This is a genomic window from Frankia sp. Hr75.2, assembly GCF_949319125.1.
In the GTDB taxonomy this organism is placed as follows: Bacteria; Actinomycetota; Actinomycetes; order Frankiales; family Frankiaceae; genus Parafrankia; species Parafrankia soli.
In genome coordinates, this window is the sequence record NZ_CASGGV010000295.1 from 42,772 (window position 1) to 58,261 (window position 15,490).

Genomic DNA, 15,490 nt, shown 5'->3' on the forward strand with positions numbered 1-15,490 from the left:
TCCTCCTGTGCATTCGGTCCGGGTGGTCACCGCACGCCCCGCCGTACGACGCTGGTGGGCTCGAGGCCGAGTCGCATCTGGGCGTAGGGCAGGCCGGAGAAGTCGAACATCAGCCCATCGCGGTGCATGCACGCCTGCACGTCGCGGTGGATGCGCTGCAACGGGTTCGTCCGGAACAGCGACCGGCCGCCGGAGATGTCGAAGATCCGGTTCACCGCCTTCACCGCGAGCTTCATGGCGTACGCCTTGTCGCGGGCATATCGCGTCAGGTCCAGCACGCTGATGTCTTCCCCGCGCGCTCCCTTGTCCTGTGCCTCGGCCATGTCGGTGTGCAGGATCGCGATCGCGGCATCCACCTCGGCCGCGGCCTCGGCGATCTTCGACTGCACGAGCGGTGACTCGGACGAGCGCAGGGGCCCCGTCGTGCCGGTCAACCGGCCGACGATCTCGTCGATGGCGCCCTGCGCCAGGCCGATCGCCGGCGCGACGAGCTCCCAGATGGTGAGCGCCCCGCGCGGCACCGCGTATCGGCGCTGGGGGTGCTGGTCGAAGACTTCCGTCTGCCGGGCGAACATGTTGCTGGCTCCGACCAGCGTGCGGTGGGCCGGAACGAAGGCGTCGTCGATGACCACGTCCTTGCTGCCGCTGCCCTGCAGACCGGAGACATCCCAGCTGTCCTGATCCACGGTGAAGTCTGAACGAGGCACCATGGCGCCCATCGGCCCGTCCTGGGTCGCGATGATGGCGAAGAGCCACTTGGCGTGGTCGATACCGCTGGAGAACTTCCAATGGCCGGATACGCGATAGCCACCGGAGGTCGGTTCCGCACGGCTGTCCGGGCTGAAGTTGGCAGATGACGTGAGCACGTCAGGTCCGTCGGCGAACAGTTCTTCCTGCGCCTCGATCGGATAGTAACCGGCCCACCAACTGTGCATTCCCCACAGCGCGTAGCACCACGCCGTCGCACCGCACGCCCGGCCGAGCTCCATGGCGATGTCATGGACCGTCTCGAACTCGACGTCATAACCGCCGAAGCGCACCGGGACACCCGCCCGGGTCAGACCCGCCGCGACGATCTCCTCCACCGTCTCGTCGGGGATGCGCCCCATGCGCTCGGTCTCGAACTGACGCTTGCGCAAGGCTGGCACCAGAGCGCGAGCACGGTCGAGCAGCTCCTCGCGTCCGACGGTACTGACCACCTCATGCCCAACAGCCACCAGGGATCTCCTTCCGGGGCGTCCGCCAGCGGTTTCGGGCACTTGAGCCACCGAGCGCTACGCACATCGTGGAAAAGTTTTTCGGTAGGTGAAAAGATAGCCCGGCCCGGGGAGGGCGTCAACAGGTGCCGACAACACGTTCGGACGGGGCACGGCCGGGCGTCTTCGACGCCAGCCCAGTCCTCGGGATATGCCAGTGCTCGAGGTGCAGGAGTGCGCAGGCCGGCCTGACCATCCGGCCGGGAAGAAGTCCCGGGCAGGCCGGCCCACCGCACGATCACCCGCCGCGGACGCGATGGCGAACGCCGCAGCTTCAGCGAACGTGACCATCTCAGCGTGCTGAACGCCGCATACCGGTCAGTGGCCGGGCGGGCCGATCGCGGGTCGGGTGGGCCAAACCTGAGCACCCACGTCAGTGCCGCCATGCACGTCCTGAGCGGTGCCCAGGACCGGCTGCACCTCATCCGGCTTCCCGCTCACGCCCCGGCCCTCAACCCTGTCGAGATGGTGGGGTCTGCTGACCCCCGAACCCGGCGCGATCCGACCAGTCACGGTCTGTAGCTGTGGACGCGAGCGGGCACGGGGGCCGCGGAGCGGCAGAGCGACCGGATCAGGAGGCGTCGTCCTGTTGCGCACGCCGCGCATTCATCCGAACCTGGCCGGGCAGGTCACCCGCCATCGTCAGTTGATCGGAAATCTGGTGGGCCATGGACAGCATCTGGTTGACCAGCGCCGCGTCTTGGGCCGGGTCGAGCTCCCCGACGCAGAGCAACGCCAGCATGATCCGCTTGTCGTGACCCAGGACCGGAACCGCGAGCCCGCGACCGGTCTCGAAGCGCTCGTAGTTGTCGACCGCGTAGCCGCGCTCGCGAATCTGATCCAGTTCCGCCTCGAGCAGTTCCGGCTCGACGATGGTGTTGGCGGTGTAGCTGTGCATGGCCTCGGCACGGTACAGGTGCGCGCGCTCCTCGGGCGAGAGGAAGGCCAACAAGAGCTTGCCGTCGGCCATGGCGTGCGCCGGCTGCGACCGGCCCGGCTGGAACTCCGCCAGGCGGCTGTTCGCACCAGCGACCCGGGCGAGGTGCACGTTGCGCATCCCGACGAGCGTGCTCAACAGGGCGTCCTGGCCGGTCCATTCAGCCAGCTCGGCCAGATAGGTTTTGCCGAGCTCGACCACCGGGTTGGCGACCAGACCCGCCGCGCCGATGCCGAGCAGACGCGTACCCAGCCGGTATTTCGCGGTGCGGGTGTTCTGATCGACCCAGCCCATGCCGATCAGGGTGCCGAGCAGGCGGTGGACGCTGCCGGGCGAGAGCTGGACCCGCCGGGCCAGCTCGGAGATACCCATTGGGTACGGGTGCTCGGCCAGCGTCGTGACGATTCTCCCGGCCCGGAAGACCGTCCGAATCTGTCGGGACTCGTCCCGACCCGCTTCCTCTCCGCCCGAACCGGCGACCGATGGCATCATGACGCAGAGGCTACTGGCTCCAGCGCGAGCAAGTATTCGGCAACTTCGGTCGGACTGGTGAGCATCGGATAGTGGCCCGCCTCGAGTTCGGTGTAAGTAGCGTTCAGGCGCTCCGCCGTGCGCCGCTGATGCTCCTCGAGCGGACGCTCACTGTGCCGGCACCGGACGACATCCGCCTGCCAGCTCAGCGCCCAGAAGTCCTTGAGGTCCACTGGTTCCTCCGTCGGGCGGAGCGGGTGCGGCGTATACCGGGCCACCGCCCACTCACCCAGCTTACCCGGCACGCCGGTGAAGATGCCCCAGGGCGGCGGGTCCTTGGCCAGCTTGCCGGCGGGCGGCGGGGTCCGTTTGTTGATCATGGCTGCCGTCTCACCGGGGAGCGGGACGATGGCGTCGATGAAGACCAGGCGGCCGATCCGCTCGGGTACTTGCGGCGCAGCCTGGCACAGCACCATCCCTCCGGTGCTGGTGGCCACGCAGACAACGTCGCGCAGATCCTCGTAGAAGAGCAGATTCGCGACCTCGGCGCCCTGATCCGCGAGGGTGAGCTCCGGCCGCAGCATTCCCTTGCGTTCCGCGCACCCGTCCATAGTGGGCCGGTAGACCTCGTGTCCCGCGGCCCGGAGCAGCTCTCCCACTGCCTTCCAGATCCAGCCACCCTGACCCGAGCCATGCAGTAGCAGAAATGTGCTCACCGGGACACCGCCTCGGATAGGTACTCCGCTTCGCCGCGGGCCGGCGCACCCTCTGCCGCGCGGATCAGCGCCCAGGCGGACTCGGTGGTCAGCTCGACGCCCACGCGCCCACCGCCGGTGCCGGTGCCGGTGCCGGTCCCGTCGCTGAGGTCGATGATGAGCGGACGATCGGCCGGCAGTCTGAGGGGATGGTCGAAATAGACGCCCGCGCGCATCAGCGGCGTCCGTTCCTGCGCGCTCCTGGCCCGTCCGTAGATCTCGGGCTCGGTGATCCAACTACGCATGGCTTCCTTCCGACAGGTGACACGAGGCTTCCTTCCGACAGGTGACGATGCAGGACATCAAAGACGCGCCGCCAGCCGTCGACGGCCTGTTCCGGTCGATACCCCGGCCACCAAGCTTTTGTTCACATCTCGTCCTTGCCCGCGTGGTCAGCCAACCGTCTGTGCGGCCCGAACAGCGGTCCGAGTACATCGACGTCCTCCGCGCCGGCCACGGCTCGCACCCGCCGCTCGAGGCCCCCGGCCGCCGCCCGCCCGAGGAGTGGAGCGACGTTGGAACGGAACTTTTCCGTCACGTCAGCACTGCTCAGCGGATCGTCCACGCCGCCGATCGGCCCGGAGCGGGTAGCGGTCCAGGACTTACCGCCCGCGATGACGACGATGTCGGCGGCCAGCTGCGGGAGGTCCGGGTCGGTGAGGAGTTCCACCAGACCGGCGAATCGTCGCCAGTTCTGCCCGTCACCCGCGATCCGGGCACGCCCGGCCGCGGTGAACGTCTCCACCGTGGGCCGGCCCTCCGACAGCGCCGCGAAGAGGCAGTAGCGCACGTTGAACTTGCTGTCGTTGTCGCTGTCGATCGACGTCCGATCGGCCAGGGCGGCTACCAGCGGATGAACGACCAGCCGGACGTGCTCCACCGCGGCGGGAGTGGCGACCGAGGTCTGCTCCCGGACGGCGAGTGCGACGTCGATGGGGGTGTGCGTCAGCAGGCAGGACGGCGTCGCCTTCACCGCCACCGAAGTCACCGCGTCCGGCCGCGGACCCGGCGCCGGTAGCAGCTCCAGCGCCTCCGCGCCGAGCAGGAGCGCGACGATACCGCGAGTGCCGAAGAGGGCGCCGACCGGCGGCACCAGCCCGTTCGCGACGAGATACGCCGCTCGGACACCGGTCTCTGCCGCGCGCCCTGCCTGCAGCGGCTTCGCGTCAGTACCGAAGGAGGCGCAGATGCCGCTGGCCATGACCGCGGCGAGCTCAACGGCGGCGGTCACCTCCTTGTCGTCACCTCCGAGCAGCACGGCCGAGGCCGCGGCCGCCCCGAGCGAGCCGAGCACGCCGGTCGAATGGACGCCGGCCGCGTTGAGCCGCGGCCCGAGCGGGGCCAGCGCGTCGACCAGCCGCAGGCCGGCCGCGAACGCCCGCAGGACCTCATCGCCGCTGCGGTGCTCCGCCTCACCGAGGCGAATGACGGCCGGCGCCAGCGCGGCACCGGTGTGGCACAGCGAAGCCTCGTGCGTGTCGTCGAAGTCCAACGCGTGTACGGCTGCGCCGTCCCGGCAGGCCAGATCCCAAACCGCGTCGGATCTGCCGAGCGCCAGCTCCATCACGGACGCGGCCCGCGTCGCCCGACCCGCCACCGCGACCCCGACCGCGTCCAGGAGCAGGTCGATCAGCCGCAGCCGCTCAGCCGCGTCAACAGGCCGGCAAACGTGGCGAACGTAGTGGCCGAGGTCAGCGTCCCGGCATACCGTGACGATCGTCAACACCCCGTCTCTGATCTGGAGTGCCCACGGCGCCCGAGCGACCCGGCCCGCCGATCCGGCAACCGCACGTAGTCGAGCACGACACCCTCGTCTCCTCACCGGGCCATATTTCCGCCCTGTGCAAATGTCTTCCAAAGCTACCGCGAGCACCGACCGGGGTCAACGGCGACAGCCGCGCCTTGACGCCGCTCGTCGCTTGACTAGGGTCTCACCTTGGAATAGTTTTCCATCCGACGAAAAACTCATGGAGGCCAGATGGCCAGGCCGACCACGAACGGTGGTACAGAGACAACGATTGCGGCGGAGACGTTCCGTCGGGTGCTCGGGCACTACCCGACCGGGGTAGCCCTGATCACTGCGCGACAGGACGACGGCACCCCGCTCGGCCTGGTCGTGGGGACATTCAGCTCCATCTCGTTGAATCCGCCCCTCGTGGGCTTCATGCCCGACCGCTCGAGCACGTCTTGGCCGCTCATCCGCGAGACCGGGCGCTTCTGCGCGAACGTGCTCAGCGCGCGCCAGGAGAACGTCTGCCGCGCCTTCGTCCGAAAGGAACCCCAGCGCTTCGGAATCCACTGCCCGCAACTGACCGGGCTGGGTAACCCACGGCTCGAGGGAGCGGTGCTCTGGGCGGACTGCGTGATCGACTCGGTCCTCCCGGCCGGAGATCATGACCTGGTCCTCGGGCGCGTCCAGGAACTGGACGTTGCCGATGACGCCGGGCTACCGCTGATCTTCCTCCGCGGCGGGTACGGCGCTCCCGCGCTGCCATCGATCCAGATGGAAGCCACGGAGTACGGCGCCCAGCTTCGCCTCGCCGATCTCGTTCGCTCGGAGGTCGAGCAGGTTTCCCAGGACCTCATGCTCGAGTGCCAGGTCGCCGCTCGCGTCGACGAGTCCGTCGTCGTGCTCGCGACGGCCGGGATCGGACAAGCTCCGGCCAGTACGACAACGGTCGGCGAGACCTTCCCGCTGGCCGCGCCGTTCGGGCCGCTCTTCGTGGCCTGGGACACCCCCGCGGCGCAGGAAGCGTGGCTCGAACGCGGCCGCCGGTTGAACGGCGCATACGACACTGCTCTGGCGAACGAGGAATTGACGGCGATCCACTCCCTCGGCTACCAGGTCACCACGGCGGGCACACCGGCTGACCGCTTCGAGCGGCTCTTCGACCCCCGCAAGGGCTACGGCGATGCCGACGTCCTTCGACAGGCCACCGCGCGCGGTCTCGATCCCGGCCTCACTCTCGGGGCTCAGACAATGCCGGCCGTGAGCTCGATGGCCGCCCCCGCAACCGATCGACACGGTGCAGTCGTCATGGTGCTGCGCCTGATCGGCTTCGACGGCGACGAGACACCCGGTCGGCTTCTCGCCTGCCGTGACCGGCTGCTCACCGCAGCGCAGCGCGCAAGCGCCATCCTGGATGCGGTCTAGCCTCGGGCTTTCACGGGGCTGATCGTCTGTTGGGCGGTGGCAAATAGGAAAGTGCTCCTGAGCTGGGAGGATTGGGCTTGCTGAGGGCCTGATCCATCCCTACCAAGGAGCACCTTCGCGGTGAAGCCTACCGGTGTGTACCCATCTGTCCGTGTCGACACCGCTGGGCGGGGTGTCGTGTCGGTGGCCGGCGGGCTGCTGCTGACCGAGACGGTCCGGGTGTCCGGGCTGGGAGCCGCCCTGTCTGAGGCGCTTGCGCCCTGGCGCGCGCCGACGGCGACCCATGACCCGGGCAAGGTCGTCACCGATCTGGCGGTCAGCCTCGCGCTCGGGGGTGACCGCCTGGCCGACGTCGCGATGCTGCGCGTCGAGCCAGAGCTGTTCGGATCGGTGGCGTCGGACCCGACGGTGTCGCGGACCGTCGACCGGCTCGCCACCGACGTCGACACGGTGCTGGCCGGGGTGTTCCGAGCGTTGGCGGTCGCGCGGGAGCGGGTCTGGGAACTGGCGGGGAAGCACGCCCCGGGCCAGGCGGCCAGCCTCGAGGACCCGCTGGTCGTGGACCTGGACGCGACCCTGGTCCCGGCCCATTCCGAGAAGGAGCAGGCGAGGCCGACGTTCAAAAGGTAACGGGGTTCGGGTTCCACCCGCTGTGGGCGTTTGTCGATCACGGCGCGGACGGGACCGGGGAGCCGGCGGCGGTGCTGTTGCGCCGGGGGAACGCCGGGTCGAACACGGCGGCCGACCACATCACTGTCGCGCGCGACGCGCTGGCCGGGTTGCCGCGGCGGCTGCGCCGGTCGCGGTCGGTGTTGGTCCGTGCGGACGGCGGTGGGGGCGCGCACGAGTTCGTTGCCTGGCTGGCGCGGTGCCGGCTGGCCTACTCGGTCGGGTTCACCCTCACCGACGACCACGCCGAACTGATCGCCACGCTCCCGAAGGGCGCCTGGACGCCGGCCTATGACGCCGACGGGATTCCCCGCCCCGGGGCCTGGGTCGCGGAACTGACCGGGCTGCTCGACCTGTCCGGCTGGCCGCCGTGGATGCGGGTCCTCGTCCGCAAGGAAAGGCCGCACCCCGGCGCCCAGCTGCGGATCACCGACGTCGAGGGGCATCGCTACACGGCGTTCGCGACGAACAGCCGCCGCGGCCAACTCGCCACCCTCGAGTTGCGCCACCGGCTGTTCCGCCTCGCTGGCCGGATCGCCCGCCACGCCCGCCGCACCGTCGTGCACCTACCCGGCGACCACCCCTGGACACCGCTCGCCGCCGAGGCGATCAACCGGCTGCGCGCCCTGCCAGCACCCGGATAGCCACGGGCCACCAATCTCCCCGCCCTGCCGACCCGAAGGACCCACCCGGACGTGGACCGGGCGCCCACCCCGCGCGACAGCGGGGCACCCCGCCACGGCCCAACCCGACCGAGGCCCACAACTCAACATCAACAAGGCGTGGAGGGCAGCTCGCGATCAGCGGATCCCACCCCGTGAAAGATCGAGGCTAGGACCACCGCCGCCAAGCACGCCTTGGCGGCGGTGATGCACAAGATCAAGACCCGGCCGGCACGCGGGGCACGACCTCGGCGCCATCGGAGGAGTTACCGCGGAACGCCCACCCGGTCCTCCCATCGGGCTCGGTCGTCGCCATCGGAACTCTGGGCCATCGGCACCGTGACGCGAGGCCTTACTCCGTCGTCGACTCCGGTGGCGGCGTGACCCTGGGGCTCGGCAGGCCATGGGGGAACTCGATGGCACGTTCGGCGATCCGCCACCGGTCGGCATCCCGGACGTAGGAGTCGTTCCAGCGGCCGACGGCGACGATGTCGAACGTGCCGTCATCGGCTCGCTTCAGCAAGACGTGGTCAATGCTGCCCGTGGCTCGGTCTCCGTCGACAGTGATGAGCGGGTTGACTGCCACGTGTAGCGGTCCAGTCCCCCGGCTCAGGGTCGCTTCGACCGCGTCGCGGCCCCGGATCGGGTCCGCTCCGTGATGGGAGAACGTCGCGTCCTCGGTGAAGAGGTCGGCAAGCCCGCGTCCGCTGTGCTCGTCGAGCAAACGGCAGTACTCGACGACGGTGCGCAGGATCTCATTCTCGTCGTTCATGTGTTCGATTGCCCCTTCTCTTGGATTTTCTCGCGGTCACAGTGGTTGACGTCACAGCCAACCGCAGCTACAGTAGCGTCCCGCGGAACAAGATTCCACCAGGCATAAAAAACATACACCCTGCGGAAGGCCTTATGGGCACCGACGCTGCGATACGAGACCGATGTCCGCATCGTTGAGAACCAGTCACATCAGGAGGCTGAGACCGTGAGATCAGTTGCGCCGAGAGGGAAGCGGACCGTCGCCCACTCGTGGGTGCGGCGGGGCACCTGCCTCTTAACTGTTACATCCACGCTCGTATTAGCCGCGTCCTGCGGCTCTGCGGACTCCGGATCCGGGGGCGGATCGGAGATCAAGATCGGGGCCGTGAGCGATGTGACCGGGTCGAACCCGTACCCGGAGGCCACCGCTGCCGCGAAGGCGGTCTTCGACGCGGTCAACCAGGACGGGGGCATCAACGGTCACAGGATCGACTACACGGTCTATGACGCGGCCAACAGCTCCGCGACCGCTGCCCAGGCGGCTCTGAAGCTGATCACCCAGGACCAGGTCGTTGCGATGGCCGGCGCCGGCAGTGCCGTCGACTGCTCGGCCAACAGGGAGCTCTACGCGGAGAACAAGATCTACTCTATCACCGCGTACGCCGCCGACACCGAGTGCTTCAACAGCCCCAACATCACTCCGCTCAACATGGGTGGGCCCCTCGGTGGGCAGATCGCGCTCTACTACCTGGCCAACGTCGTGCACTCGAAGAAGGTGTGCTTCACGCTCTACCAGATCCCCAACCAGATGGAAGCGCAGGAAAATGCGCTCGAAGAGGGGATGAAGTACGCCAACTTCAACAACGTCGAGAAGATCATTCTGAAGCCGGGCTCAACCGACTACACGCCGGTCGTGATCGCGGTCAAGAACGCCGGCTGCGACGCGTTCATATTCGGGGCGTCGCCGTCGAGTACCGCAGCTCTCATCCGCGCCGCCGACACCCAGGGCGTCTTCGACGGCATCCGCTGGCTGGCGCTGTCGAATTCCTACGGCTCGGAAAGCGCGTCGTTGCTGAAAGACCCCAAATACAACGGCATCCAGGTGAACACCGAGCTGGAACCGTATCTGGCGGACTCGTCGACGGTGGCCCCTTACCAAGCGTTGATGAAGGAGTACAACGTCCCGTTGACCGCCGCTTCCGAGGCGGGTTACGTTTCGGCGCAGTTGTTGGTCAGCATCCTCAAGAAGATGTCGGGTCCCTACACCCGAGAAGCGGTCGGCGAGGCGATGAGGTCGGCTTCCCAGGTATCGACCGGCGGGTTCACCGCAGAGCCTTTCACCTGGGGGAAGTTCAACAAGTCGAGCAAGTTCCTGACCCTGAATGCCGGCGCCTGGGAACTGAAAGACGAAAAATGGTACACGCTACCGAACTGACCTGATCGTCATTTCCGGCGTCGGGTGACCTAAGGAGTTGCATTTCCATCGCTACCCAGACCCAGAACCCGAAGGCCACATCGTGGGCCCTTCCGGTACCCGAACCAGACCTGACGCCCGATGACATGGTGGCCCGCGCCGTCGCTATGAGGCCGATGCTGCTCGACTTGCAGGACGACGCGGCGGCGCGGGGCACCTACTCTCCTGAGACACACGAGATGTTCCGCTCCGCAGGCTTCTACCGGCTGCTTCAGCCCAGGATGTTCGGTGGCTATGAGTTCGATCTGACCACCTTCTTCCGCGTCATGGTCGAAATTTCCCGCGGTGATCCGGGAACCGGATGGTGCTTGTGCCTGGCTGCCGGCCATGTACTTCCCATGGCATCGCACTGGCCCGCCGAGGTGCAGGTCGCCATGTTCTCCCCCGACGGGGAATTCGCGGCCCCCCATAGCGCGGGAAGGGCTTGCACCGCGGTGCCGACCACTGGCGGGTATCTCGTCAACGGCGTCTGGCCGTACTCGTCAGGCATCCCCTATTCGACCCACTTCATGGGCACGGCGCACGTCCCCGCCACGGATACCGCACCCGAACGAGATGTCGTTCTCGTTGTACCGCGGGATGTCTGCGACGTCGCCGACGACTGGGGGGACAGGCAGACACTCGGCCTTCACGCCTCGGGATCGAACACTGTCCGCATCACCGAGAAGGTAGTGCCGGCGGATCAGGTCGTCGACTTCGACTGGATGACCGTCAAGTCGGCCGGCACCGGTACGCCGGGCACCGAACTGCACGGCAACCCCATGTATCTGGGACTGATGGGCGCCCTGGCAGGAGGTGAGATCGCATCCGTCATGGTCGGAGCAGCGTGGGCGGCCCTGGACGAGTTCGACCACATCGCCAGGACCAAGAAGACGCACTACCCGCCGTACGGGCTCCGGAGTGAGGACGCCCGCACACACGAGGCGTGGGGTGCTGCCGTCTCGATGGCTGACACCGCTGAGGCCACATTGCTCGCGGTCGGAGACCGGTACAAGGAGCAGTGCCAGCACTGGGCCACGACCGGGATCGCACCCATCCCCGAAGACACCATGCGGCTGTCGAATTCCCTGCAGACAGTCATTCGGCTGTCGTGGGAAGCCGTCGAGCTGTTGTTCCGATCGGCCGGGACCTCGGTCACCCGGACCGGGGAGCGGCTGCAGCGCTACTACCGCGACGTGTCGATGCAGCGCACTCAGTGGACATACACCAGCAACTTGTTCGAGGTCGGTGTCGGCAGGGAGCACTTCGGCATCGCCGCCCCGACGCCAGGCGACGACGCCTGATCGTCGCGTGTCGAAGCCGCTGAACCTGGGTCCCAGGCCCCCTGGCACGGCCAGCGCAGGACCGGAAATGGATGACTTGTAATGCTGAACAGTGTGGTGGCGGGCCTTCCGGGTGGAGCCGCCTATGCAATCGTGGGCGTTGTCCTGGTACTGCAGTACCGGATGGCCGGTGTCGTGAACTTCGCCGTGGGCGGGATCAGCGTCTTCGGGGCAGTCGTGTTCGCGAAGCTGTTCGGTGCGCAGGTGCCGATGTGGGTTTCGCTGATTGCCGGGCTCGCCCTCAGTTCGCTCATCGCGTTCACCGTGGGCGTGGCGATGGTTCGCTGGTTCAGCGACAAGTCGATCCTCAACCGATCAGCGGTCACCATCGCCGTCGGCGTGTCACTCAGCGCACTGGCGCTGCGCGCCTTCGGTCCCTATCCCTACCAGTTTCCGACGCTCTTCGCGTCCTGGCGGACAGAGATCGGATCAACCGTCGTGCCGGGCGCCACCTTCTTCGCTGTCGGCCTGACCTGTGGGTTGTCGCTCGCCTTGTGGGCGCTGCTGCGATGGACTCGCGTAGGAACGCTGATGCGGGCGATCTCGAACCGAGCCCCCACCGCCGCTCTGCTCGGCGTGCCGATCAGCGCCCTGACCGGAGCAGTGTGGGCCCTCGGTGGAGCCGTAGGAACACTGGCTCTGATGCTGCTTGCTCCGAGCCGTCAGACCGATGTGCCGAACCTCGGCGCAATCATGGTCGGAGCTCTCGCTGCAGCTCTCGTCGGTGCGTTCAACAGCTTCACCTTGACGGTCATCGGCGGTCTGGCCATTGGCATCTTCGAGGCCATCGCGGTCAGCGACGCCGACCTGGCCACTTACGACCAGGTCGTTCCCTTCGTCGTAATCATTGCTGCCTTGATGTGGAACCAACGCCGGGAGGCATGGAATGAGGACCGTTGACACGATGTCGGGCACGTCGGTGAACCCTCGTGGCCCCCAGAGCCCGTCCGGCCTGCGCTCGGCGATCTCGTCGGCGGCGACGGTCCTTCACGGCGAGGCATCGTGGCAGCAGTGGCGCCCCATCCGGCACCGCCAGGGAATGTATCTGGTCGTACTGTTCGCGATCGCCTTCGGTCTGATCGGTTCCGAATACTGGCAGTATCTGGGGGTTGTCGGAGCCCAGCAGGCCCTACTGGTGTTCTCGGTCGGGATGCTCTTCAACCGCGCCGGCATCTTGATGCTCTGCCCGCTGAGCTTCGCCGCGCTCGGCGCGTGGGTCGCCGGCTGGTTCACCGTCCACTACCCCGTACCGTTCCTGCTTCTGCTCCCCCTCGCGGCGTTGGCGGCGGTGCCGGTCGGTCTGGTCATCGGCTTGCTGGCGATGCGTCTCCGGGGCATGAACTTCGCCATCGCCACGATCGCGGTCATCTCCATCACGCAAGTGCTACTCGGCGTCTTTCCAGTCCCCGGTCTCAGTACCGGCAAGCTGATCAAGCGACCCGATTTCGCCGTGAGCCAGCAGGGTTACTACTTCCTCTGTCTGGCCGTGGTCGCCGTAGTGTTCGTGGCGGTGAGCTGGCTGATCAGCGGTCGCAGCGGCGCTGCCTGGATGATGCTGCGCAGTGAGAGAGCGGTCGCCGGCGCTGGGAGCAGCGTCCTCTTCGCCAAGATCTTCGCCTTCTGTGTGTCGGCAGCCGTAGCTTCGGTCGCCGGTGTGCTCCTGCTCGGTCAGCAGCGAATCGTCGACTCGTCGAGCTTCGGAATGAGCTCGTCCCTACAGTACGTCCTGATCGCCATCATGCTCGGGGCCGGCCACATCGAGGGAGCGTTGGTAGGGGCCGTAGCGCAGGCGTTCATGCCCGAGCTGATGTTGCGGATCGGGATTCCCACCGATCTGCTCACCGTCTTCTTCGCCGTGGGCGCCATCCAGATTCTGGGCAAGCGCGACGACGGCATCGCGGGCGCGAACCGCGCAAAACGCGCCGCCAAACGTGCTAAGCGGGCTGAAGCGCGAGCACTGCTCGCACCAAGCGCTGTCGAGTCACCGGCCGCGGTCCTCAAGCTGCCTGCGGCGAGGCACGAGATCAAGTCCACGGACGCCGCTGCCCAGGTCTCTTCCGGGCCCGTCCTCGACATAGCCGGTCTGAGTGTTCGCTACGGCGCTGTGGCAGCGCTGAACGAGGTGACACTGCAGGTCCCGGAGCGTGCGGTTGTCGGGCTCATCGGTCCGAACGGTGCCGGCAAGTCAACCCTGCTGGACGCGTGCACCGGCTTCGTTCCCCAGGCTAGGGGCACCATCGTGCTGGCCGGTGAACGGATCGACGGCCTGGCTCCGCGAACGCGCGCACGCCGTGGACTCGTCCGGACGTTCCAACACAGTCGGGTGGCGCCGGAACTACCCATCTCGCAGTACGTGGAGTTCATCGCGCGCAGGCGGCTGACCTCTGATGAACTCCACGAGGTCCTCGCCCTCCTGGGCTGCACGTCGCCTCCCGACACGCTCCTGGGCAACATGGACGTCCCGGCCCGGCGCCTGGTGGAGGTCGCCGCCGCGGTCACTGCCAAGCCGGCCGTCCTCATGCTCGACGAGCCCGCTGCCGGCCTGGCCGAAGCAGAGTCGCTGGCGCTCGCGGAGCGCCTGGCCGCGCTCCCGGAGCGGTTCGGCATGTCGATCGTGCTGGTCGAGCACGACATGAAGGTCGTGATGGGTGCCTGCCAGCAGCTGACCGTCCTCGATCACGGCGAGGTGATCGCGAACGGTGACCCCGCCGAGGTACTCGCGGCCAGAGAGGTCCAGTTCGCCTACCTTGGGAGCGCAATATGACCGGGTCCGATGAGAGTCTGGTCCTGGACTGCCACGACCTTGAGATCGAGCGCGCGGGGGCCACGATCATCCGCGGCGTATCGCTCGAAGTGCGTGCCGGCGAGGTCACGGTGCTGCTCGGTGCCAACGGGGCCGGTAAGTCCACGCTTCTCGAAGGCATCTCCGGCCTCATCCCATGCCGTTCGGGCGCCGTAACGGTCGCCGGCGTGGACGTGAGCAAGTCCAAACCCCGACGCCGTTCGCGAGCCGGCCTGATCCACGTGGAGCAGGGTCGGACCGTGTTCGACGACCTGACCGTAGAAGAAAACCTGTGCGTCGCCGCACCCAAGTCGGAGATCGGCCGGGCATTCGACCTGTTCCCAGAACTCGCGCCCCTGCGCAAACGACGTTCCGGCTTGCTTTCCGGTGGCGAGCAACAGATGCTCGTGATCGGCCGCGCGATCTTATGTAATCCGAAGGTGCTGCTCCTCGACGAGATATCCCTCGGCCTGGCCCCCGTGCTTGTCCAGCGACTGCTCCCGGATGTCGCTGCCCTCGCGTCACTCGAGTTCGGCATTCTCATCGTCGAGCAATTCGCGCAGCTCGCGCTGTCGGTGGGACAGCGTGCTTACGTGCTGGCCCACGGAAACGTCACTTTCGAAGGCGACTGTGCTGACCTGCTCAAAGACGAAAGCCTGCTGGAAACCGCCTACCACGACACCGGCCGCCTGAGGTCGCCATCGGTGAAGGCGACCTGTAGATAGTGCACGGTCGCTCCGGTCCGTTCCAGTAGACGTGTCGCTCGATGGGGACACGCGACAGGTCCGCGGCCGTGAATCCGACGCAATCCGGGTCTCCGCGGTCCGGCTGCCCTCGCTGATGCCACGTAGGCAGAGCGAGTTGGAGCCGGCGCTCCTCAATGACCACCCTCACACCCAAAGGGCGCCTGATATACCCCGCTTATCCCTCCATGGGGCGCGGCGAACGAAAGGCGGCCCCGAGTTCGACCCGAGGAGTTTTCCCAGGGCCTCGCCAAGGTCGCTTGGTGTAGCGACTCGCTACGTTAAGTTGCGAGGAATGTGAGGGCCCGGTTGCGGTCGCGGGCGATGAACTCGGTTGTCTCCTTGACTTTTGTAATGCCGTGGAGGCGGAAGAGGCTGAGCGCGAGGTTTCGTAGGATAGCGAGAGTGCGTGGCCCGTTTCCCGAGTAGGTCTGGTTGGCGTCTTCGCGCCAGGTGGTGTCGCGTGTCCATTCACGGGTGGCAGCTTGAGTAGGCCCCGTGCTGATGTTGAT

The 15,490-nt window shown here is 67.2% G+C and carries 12 protein-coding genes and 2 pseudogenes; 7 read left to right on the plus strand and 7 right to left on the minus strand.

The features are described from left to right. Positions 1–26 precede the first annotated feature (26 nt). From AC559T_RS22825 to AC559T_RS22845, 5 genes are all read right to left on the minus strand, one after another. The gene (locus AC559T_RS22825; RefSeq protein ID WP_498870068.1) at positions 27–1,259 is read right to left on the minus strand and encodes an acyl-CoA dehydrogenase family protein; all 1,233 of its coding nucleotides are present in this window, start codon (positions 1,257–1,259) and stop codon (positions 27–29) included. 568 nt (positions 1,260–1,827) lie between these two features. Then, positions 1,828–2,685, minus strand: coding sequence for an IclR family transcriptional regulator (locus AC559T_RS22830; protein WP_498870069.1), 858 nt, complete (start codon positions 2,683–2,685; stop codon positions 1,828–1,830). After that, on the minus strand, positions 2,682–3,380 hold the full coding sequence (locus tag AC559T_RS22835) for an alpha/beta fold hydrolase (protein WP_498870070.1): 699 nt from the start codon (positions 3,378–3,380) through the stop codon (positions 2,682–2,684). The genes AC559T_RS22830 and AC559T_RS22835 overlap by 4 nt, the downstream gene beginning before the upstream one ends. Beyond that, a complete protein-coding gene (locus AC559T_RS22840) occupies positions 3,377–3,664 on the minus strand; it encodes a DUF6295 family protein (protein ID WP_498870071.1) in 288 nt (95 codons plus the stop codon). Before AC559T_RS22840 ends, AC559T_RS22835 begins: the two co-directional genes overlap by 4 nt. Before the next feature lie 122 nt (positions 3,665–3,786). Then, entirely contained in the window at positions 3,787–5,142 is a 1,356-nt protein-coding gene (locus AC559T_RS22845) for an MmgE/PrpD family protein (RefSeq protein ID WP_498870072.1), read from the minus strand. Positions 5,143–5,397: 255 nt separating this feature from the next. Between AC559T_RS22845 and AC559T_RS22850 the strand changes: the two genes are divergently transcribed. Both AC559T_RS22850 and AC559T_RS22855 read left to right on the plus strand, forming a co-directional pair. Continuing rightward, positions 5,398–6,573: a flavin reductase gene (locus AC559T_RS22850; protein ID WP_498870073.1), complete on the plus strand. Its 1,176-nt coding sequence runs from the start codon at positions 5,398–5,400 to the stop codon at positions 6,571–6,573. A 120-nt stretch (positions 6,574–6,693) separates the two neighbouring features. Then, positions 6,694–7,886: pseudogene (locus AC559T_RS22855) on the plus strand (IS1380 family transposase). 370 nt (positions 7,887–8,256) lie between these two features. Here the strand turns inward: AC559T_RS22855 and AC559T_RS22860 are convergent. Next, entirely contained in the window at positions 8,257–8,676 is a 420-nt protein-coding gene (locus tag AC559T_RS22860; protein ID WP_498870074.1) for a nuclear transport factor 2 family protein, read from the minus strand. 255 nt (positions 8,677–8,931) lie between these two features. On the opposite strand from AC559T_RS22860, the gene AC559T_RS22865 reads away from it, so the two are divergent. The 5 genes from AC559T_RS22865 to AC559T_RS22885 all read left to right on the plus strand — a co-directional run bounded on the left by AC559T_RS22865 (position 8,932) and on the right by AC559T_RS22885 (position 14,960). Next, a complete protein-coding gene (locus tag AC559T_RS22865) occupies positions 8,932–10,092 on the plus strand; it encodes an ABC transporter substrate-binding protein (protein WP_498870075.1) in 1,161 nt (386 codons plus the stop codon). Between the two features lie 155 nt (positions 10,093–10,247). Continuing rightward, entirely contained in the window at positions 10,248–11,414 is a 1,167-nt protein-coding gene (locus AC559T_RS22870) for an acyl-CoA dehydrogenase family protein (protein ID WP_498870076.1), read from the plus strand. Between the two features lie 81 nt (positions 11,415–11,495). After that, positions 11,496–12,353, plus strand: a complete 858-nt coding sequence (locus tag AC559T_RS22875; RefSeq protein ID WP_498870077.1) for a branched-chain amino acid ABC transporter permease — start codon at positions 11,496–11,498, stop codon at positions 12,351–12,353. Continuing rightward, positions 12,340–14,217, plus strand: coding sequence for a branched-chain amino acid ABC transporter ATP-binding protein/permease (locus AC559T_RS22880; protein WP_498870078.1), 1,878 nt, complete (start codon positions 12,340–12,342; stop codon positions 14,215–14,217). The genes AC559T_RS22875 and AC559T_RS22880 overlap by 14 nt, the downstream gene beginning before the upstream one ends. Continuing rightward, the gene (locus tag AC559T_RS22885; protein WP_498870079.1) at positions 14,214–14,960 is read left to right on the plus strand and encodes an ABC transporter ATP-binding protein; all 747 of its coding nucleotides are present in this window, start codon (positions 14,214–14,216) and stop codon (positions 14,958–14,960) included. Before AC559T_RS22880 ends, AC559T_RS22885 begins: the two co-directional genes overlap by 4 nt. A gap of 299 nt (positions 14,961–15,259) precedes the next feature. Here AC559T_RS22885 and AC559T_RS22890 read toward each other — a convergent pair. Continuing rightward, positions 15,260–15,490, minus strand: a pseudogene (locus tag AC559T_RS22890) (hypothetical protein); the annotation flags it as partial.

Excerpts from the sequence above, each read along its gene's own strand:
- AC559T_RS22830 (WP_498870069.1), bottom strand. The coding sequence starts at position 2,685 with ATGATGCCATCGGTCGCCGGTTCGGGCGGAGAGGAAGCGGGTCGGGAC.
- AC559T_RS22840 (WP_498870071.1), bottom strand. The coding sequence starts at position 3,664 with ATGCGTAGTTGGATCACCGAGCCCGAGATCTACGGACGGGCCAGGAGC.
- AC559T_RS22850 (WP_498870073.1), top strand. The coding sequence starts at position 5,398 with ATGGCCAGGCCGACCACGAACGGTGGTACAGAGACAACGATTGCGGCG.
- AC559T_RS22860 (WP_498870074.1), bottom strand. The coding sequence starts at position 8,676 with ATGAACGACGAGAATGAGATCCTGCGCACCGTCGTCGAGTACTGCCGT.
- AC559T_RS22870 (WP_498870076.1), top strand. The coding sequence starts at position 10,248 with ATGCTGCTCGACTTGCAGGACGACGCGGCGGCGCGGGGCACCTACTCT.
- AC559T_RS22875 (WP_498870077.1), top strand. The coding sequence starts at position 11,496 with ATGCTGAACAGTGTGGTGGCGGGCCTTCCGGGTGGAGCCGCCTATGCA.
- AC559T_RS22880 (WP_498870078.1), top strand. The coding sequence starts at position 12,340 with ATGAGGACCGTTGACACGATGTCGGGCACGTCGGTGAACCCTCGTGGC.
- AC559T_RS22885 (WP_498870079.1), top strand. The coding sequence starts at position 14,214 with ATGACCGGGTCCGATGAGAGTCTGGTCCTGGACTGCCACGACCTTGAG.